This is a genomic window from Mesorhizobium sp. P3_A9, assembly GCF_056402975.1.
On sequence record NZ_JBFUGJ010000407.1, the window covers coordinates 1 to 4,896 of the forward strand.

Genomic DNA, 4,896 nt, shown 5'->3' on the forward strand with positions numbered 1-4,896 from the left:
GACAGACATGCATGAAAACAAAGCTACGGCGCGCCGAGGGATGGAGCGAGCTTATGCCCGATCAGAAGACAATCGGCTTCCTTTTCATCGAAGGCTTTGCCGACTGGGAATACGGCTTGCTGGCGGCCTCGGCGGTTGAATGGTTCGGCGCCCGCGCCGTCTCGCTGACGCCCGAAGGCAAGCCGGTGACCGGAATCAGCGGTTTTCGGCTAACGCCCGATCGTTCGGTCGATGTTGATGAGAACGCCGATCTCGATGCTGTAGCCGTCATCGGCTCCGACCAGTGGGCGGGCAAGGCGCCGCCGGACGTCGCTGAACTGCTCAACGCCGTCGCAACGCGCGGCGGCGTGGTCGGCGGTATCTGCGCCGGCACGCTGGCACTGGCCCGAGCCGGCATGTTCGAAGAAGCCAGCCATACCAGCAATGGCCGTGACTGGATCAACGGCCATGAAGCCGGCTATGCCGGCGACAGCAACTATCAGGACGTGCCGCATGCCGTCGCCGACGGCAAGATCGTGTCCGCGCCGGGCTCGGCGCCTGGTACCTTTGCCCTTGCCTTTCTGAACACGCTCTATCCCGAAAGAGGCAGCGATCTCGCGCAGATGCGGACGCTGTTTGCCAAGGAGTATGCTGAAGCCTCCTGACAGTATGCTGTCAGGAGGGGCGTGCAATGATGCAAGATCGAGACACCGCGCGTCGACGGTCGAAAGGACGATCGATGAAGAGTTGGAACGACAGGCTGAACACGCCGGGCATCAACGGCGTCAAGCCGACACCGCGCACGATGGCAGACGTGGTCGAGGGCCAGCCTATGCTGGTGCCGACCGCGCGCCAGGTCGACGATTTCATCCGCTCGATTCCGCAAGGCGTCGAGATGGATATCCGCGCGTTGCGCACTGCCCTTGCCATCGAACATGGCGCCGAAGTGACATGTCCGGTCACCATAGGCTACCATCTGCGCACGGTTGCCGAGGCCGCCAATGAGGACCTTGAGCGCGGCATGACGCTGAGCGACATCGCGCCCTTCTGGCGCGTGCTCGATGCGAAGACGCCGACAACGAAAAAACTGTCCTTTGGCGCGGAGTTCGTTGCCGCCCAGCGCAAGCGCGAGGGACTGAAACCGTAATGCATGTCATCTGGAAGTGGGCCCAGTTCCGGGACCACGGCATGCATAAAGAAGAAACTGGGGAAGCACACGATGCGCCGCGCCGACAGGCTCTTTCAGATCGTGCAGCATCTGCGTGGTGGCCGTCTGGTCACCGCCCAGAAGCTCGGCACGTGGCTCGAGGTTTCCGAGAGAACGATCTATCGCGACATAGCCGACCTGCAGTCGACCGGGGTGCCGATCGACGGCGAGGCGGGGGTCGGTTACATGATGAGGGAGGGTTTCGACCTTCCTCCGCTTATGTTCACGCGTGACGAGATCGTGGCGCTGGTTGCCGGCGCGCGCATGGTGCGCGCCTTTGGCGGCGCCGCCATGGCACGGGCCGCCGACGAGGCACTGGTCAAGATCGGCGCCGTGCTTCCCGATGCCGAAAAGGATCGCATCGCCCGCACCGAAATCCACACTCCGATGTGGGTGGTCAGCGACGCCGCCCGCGAGGCGATCGACCTGATTGAGCGCGCGGTCGAAAAGCGCCAGGTGCTGACCATCGACTACTCGGACGAGGCCGGCCGCGGCACCGCGCGCGACATCAGGCCGCTCGGCCTCTGGTTCTGGGGCAAGGTGTGGACGCTGGTCGCCTGGTGCGAGATGCGCGACGACTTCCGCGCCTTCCGCATCGACCGCATCGCCTCGGTGGTCATCGCCGGCCGCATCTTCAAACCGGAGCGCGGCAAGCAGCTTGCCGATTTCTACCGGGCCGTGGAACGCAGCGAGGATTACGGCATGGCGCCGGACCGCGTGGCGCGAAGCTGAGCCGATCAGACTGCACAAAAAAGCCCGCTCGAAGCGGGCTTTTTCTTGAGTTCGCGGGGCTCTTACTCGTCGTCGTCCGTGTCCGGGGTCTTCGACTTCAAGGCCGAGAGCTTGGCGAACACCGCGTTGGCGTCGAGCTCGGCATCTTCGTCTTTCGGCTTTTCCGGGGCTGGCACCAGCCGCTCGGTCAGCGCCGCCGGCAGCAGCGTATCGCCAACCGCCTGCGCCTGTTCGCGGCCGCGCGAGGCGCGGTTGACTTCCATGTCGAGGTCGATCTGCGAAGCGAGGCCCAGCGTCACCGGATCCATCGGCTGCAGATTGGCTGAATTCCAGTGCTTGCGTTCACGGATCTGCTCGATCGTCGACTTGGTGGTGCCGACGAGACGCGAAATCTGCGCGTCCTTGAGTTCGGGATGGTTGCGCACCAGCCACAGGATGGCGTTCGGCCGGTCCTGACGCTTCGACAGCGGCGTGTAGCGCGGACCCTTGCGCTTGGATTCCGGCACCCGCACCTTGGGGTCGGAAAGCTTCAGGCGCTGGTTCGGGTCTTTCTCGGCGCGCGCGATCTCGTCGCGGGTCAGCTGACCGGTCATGATCGGGTCCATGCCCTTGATGCCTTGCGCCGATTCGCCGTCGGCGATCGCCTTGACCTCGAGCGGATGCAGCCCGCAGAACTGCGCGATCTGCTCGAAAGACAGCGCGGTGTTGTCGACCAGCCAGACGGCGGTCGCCTTGGGCATCAACAGCGTATTGGCCATTTCAAAAATCCTTCTCGTTCGCCCGCGTTCCCGCGCGGGCGGTGGTTTAGAGCCACCAAAATGGGAAATTCGCGGCCTGTATAACCGTTCCCTGCCTGTTTCGCAACGTTTTTGGAAAGGCGCGGCGGCCCGATACTTTCACAACCGGCAAGCGCATTCGATGCCCTGACGGTCGGCGACGTCAGCCAAAGGGGCCGGCGCTTTTGAGCAAGGCCACGAGCTGGCTTTGCTGGCGTGTCCCGGTCTTGGCGAATATTCGCTCCAGATAAGTCCGGGCGGTTTTTTCCGTGATGTTGGAACCGGCTGCCGCCGCCTTGAGCGCATGGCCTTGCGACAGCGCCGTCGCCAGGCGCGCCTCGGCTGGCGTCAGATCGAACAATCCGGCCAGCAGCGTTGGCGACGGCACGAGCGAACTGGCGCTGAGCGCCGTTGCCGCCACCAGAATGTCGGCGCCCGAAAAGATCTCATGCGCCGAACGATGCAACGGCAGCATGTGTAGAATCATCGGCGGCCGGCCGTCGACGCCTTGCACCGGTATGGAACGCACCGTCGGCTCCAATTCGTTGCGCGCGGCGACGACTGCCTGCTGGAACAGCCGATTGGCTTCGGCGTCGGCAATGGCCATGCCGCCAAAGGCGGTGGGCAGGAACAGGGAGGACAGGCCGTCGAACAATGCGTTGGCGACCATCACCCGCCCTTTCAGCGACAGGACGGCAGCCGGCAGGCCCATCGCCGTCATGGCGGCAACGGTTCCCTCGGCGCGTTCGAGGCCAAGCCGCCCTGCGATCAGGCCGGCGCGCGCCATGGTTGGCCGCAGACTGTCGAGCACATCCAGGCTCTTTTGATCGTAGTCGCCTTCACCAAGCCGTCGCTGGAAAACGAAAATCGCCAGCTCGCCGCTGGGCATCGGTATCGCGGTGCAGGCATGCGCGCCGATGCCCATGGCGCGAAGCCGTTGGCGTACCGGATCGTTCTCGATCTCTTCTGGTGTCAGGAAAGCCTCGACATCGACGAAGCTCGCCGGCTGCAGCGCGCACATGCGCGAAACCGCCGTCGAAAACTGCAGCGTATCGCTCGCCAGCAACTCGCCTTGCAAATCCTGCAGGAATTTAATCGCCCTGCCGCGCGTCGGCTGGTCGTCACCGAACAGAAACACGGCGCCGCCCACGGAACCGGATACGGAATCAATGTCCTCCAGCACATCAGGCCAGAGATCGGGCACGAAGGCCGCCTCATAGATCCTGTTCGTCAGGTCGTCGAGCATGGGCACGAAGCCTTTCCGGGGCAACAAGTTTGCCGGAGCCAAACAATCAATGCTTCAGGCCGGCCGGTCTTCCCCCACGTCAAGATGTCACGGCAGTCACCGCGGTCAATCTTGGATAAGCAAAATGCCACAGAACGGTTCCGTTCGGGCAGCGCCGTTGAACGGCTTCCTGTTGCCGGTCTTGCGCAACCAGGACGGGGGAGGCGCGACGCATTCCTGGAATTGGTGGGGCCTGGAATTGGTGAGGCAAGTGCCCGGCACCCAAAACGACAAAACCCGCTGGACAAAGTCCAGCGGGTTCGGAACCGGAAACGGGGAACGTCTGCGACGGCTCTACTTCTCAACATGAGCCCGGCCTTGCGGCCGGGTCGTGCCTGAAATCAGATCGCCTGGCGAGCGATCCGCTCGATGTCGCCGCGGTTGATGCCGAGATCGTTGAGCTGACGGGCGTTGAGCTTGTTCAGTTCGCGCACGGTCTCGTTGTACATGCGCCAGTTACGGAAAGCGCGGATCGGGTTCATGGTAGTCCTCCTGATGGGGTGTTCGTTTCGATGCTGCACAGATAGTGATCATCGACGGGGACTTGAACGGCCGATTTTGCATAGCAATGATGCAAATGCTGCATTGCACCATTAAGCCTCTGTTCATCTTGTAGGCAGTGGCAGGGCCCGGGGCGAACCGCATGCCTTGGCGATTGGCGCAAACATCAATCGCTTCGTCATCAACTCTGAGAAATGGCGGCGTCCCTTAGTCTTGCATTTAGGGTAACGATGATCTTTCGCATGACGGCAGCGATTGCCACCATTGGCTTTTTTCCGTTTGTGACGAGGCGTTTGTAGAAGGGTGCGAATTCGCCCCTTCCAGCTGCGGCGCGCAGGGCTGGCATGAACAGCGCGGTTCTGACATCAGGGCGCCCGCCACGGATTTTGCGGTAGCCTTGCTTTTGTCCGCTGTCG

General features: G+C 62.8%; 6 protein-coding genes and 1 pseudogene. 3 read left to right on the forward strand and 4 right to left on the reverse strand.

Annotated elements, in window-relative coordinates; all coding sequences use genetic code 11:
* Positions 1 to 53: 53 nt before the first annotated feature.
* From AC1DX0_RS31150 to AC1DX0_RS31160, 3 genes are all read left to right on the forward strand, one after another.
* Complete coding sequence (locus tag AC1DX0_RS31150; protein ID WP_477223178.1) at positions 54 to 644, forward strand: DJ-1/PfpI family protein; 591 nt, start codon at positions 54 to 56, stop codon at positions 642 to 644.
* 74 nt (positions 645 to 718) lie between these two features.
* The gene (locus tag AC1DX0_RS31155; RefSeq protein WP_477223177.1) at positions 719 to 1,126 is read left to right on the forward strand and encodes a hypothetical protein; all 408 of its coding nucleotides are present in this window, start codon (positions 719 to 721) and stop codon (positions 1,124 to 1,126) included.
* 72 nt (positions 1,127 to 1,198) lie between these two features.
* On the forward strand, positions 1,199 to 1,918 hold the full coding sequence (locus AC1DX0_RS31160) for a helix-turn-helix transcriptional regulator (RefSeq protein ID WP_027041910.1): 720 nt from the start codon (positions 1,199 to 1,201) through the stop codon (positions 1,916 to 1,918).
* 62 nt (positions 1,919 to 1,980) lie between these two features.
* On the opposite strand, the gene AC1DX0_RS31165 is transcribed toward AC1DX0_RS31160, so the two are convergent.
* The 4 genes and pseudogenes from AC1DX0_RS31165 to AC1DX0_RS31180 form a co-directional block, all read right to left on the reverse strand.
* Entirely contained in the window at positions 1,981 to 2,676 is a 696-nt protein-coding gene (locus tag AC1DX0_RS31165; RefSeq protein WP_477358284.1) for a DUF1013 domain-containing protein, read from the reverse strand.
* Between the two features lie 181 nt (positions 2,677 to 2,857).
* Entirely contained in the window at positions 2,858 to 3,940 is a 1,083-nt protein-coding gene (locus AC1DX0_RS31170) for a helix-turn-helix transcriptional regulator (RefSeq protein WP_477223385.1), read from the reverse strand.
* 380 nt (positions 3,941 to 4,320) lie between these two features.
* On the reverse strand, positions 4,321 to 4,461 hold the full coding sequence (locus AC1DX0_RS31175) for a DUF1127 domain-containing protein (RefSeq protein ID WP_081850349.1): 141 nt from the start codon (positions 4,459 to 4,461) through the stop codon (positions 4,321 to 4,323).
* Between the two features lie 200 nt (positions 4,462 to 4,661).
* Positions 4,662 to 4,896: pseudogene (locus AC1DX0_RS31180) on the reverse strand (IS110 family transposase); the annotation flags it as partial.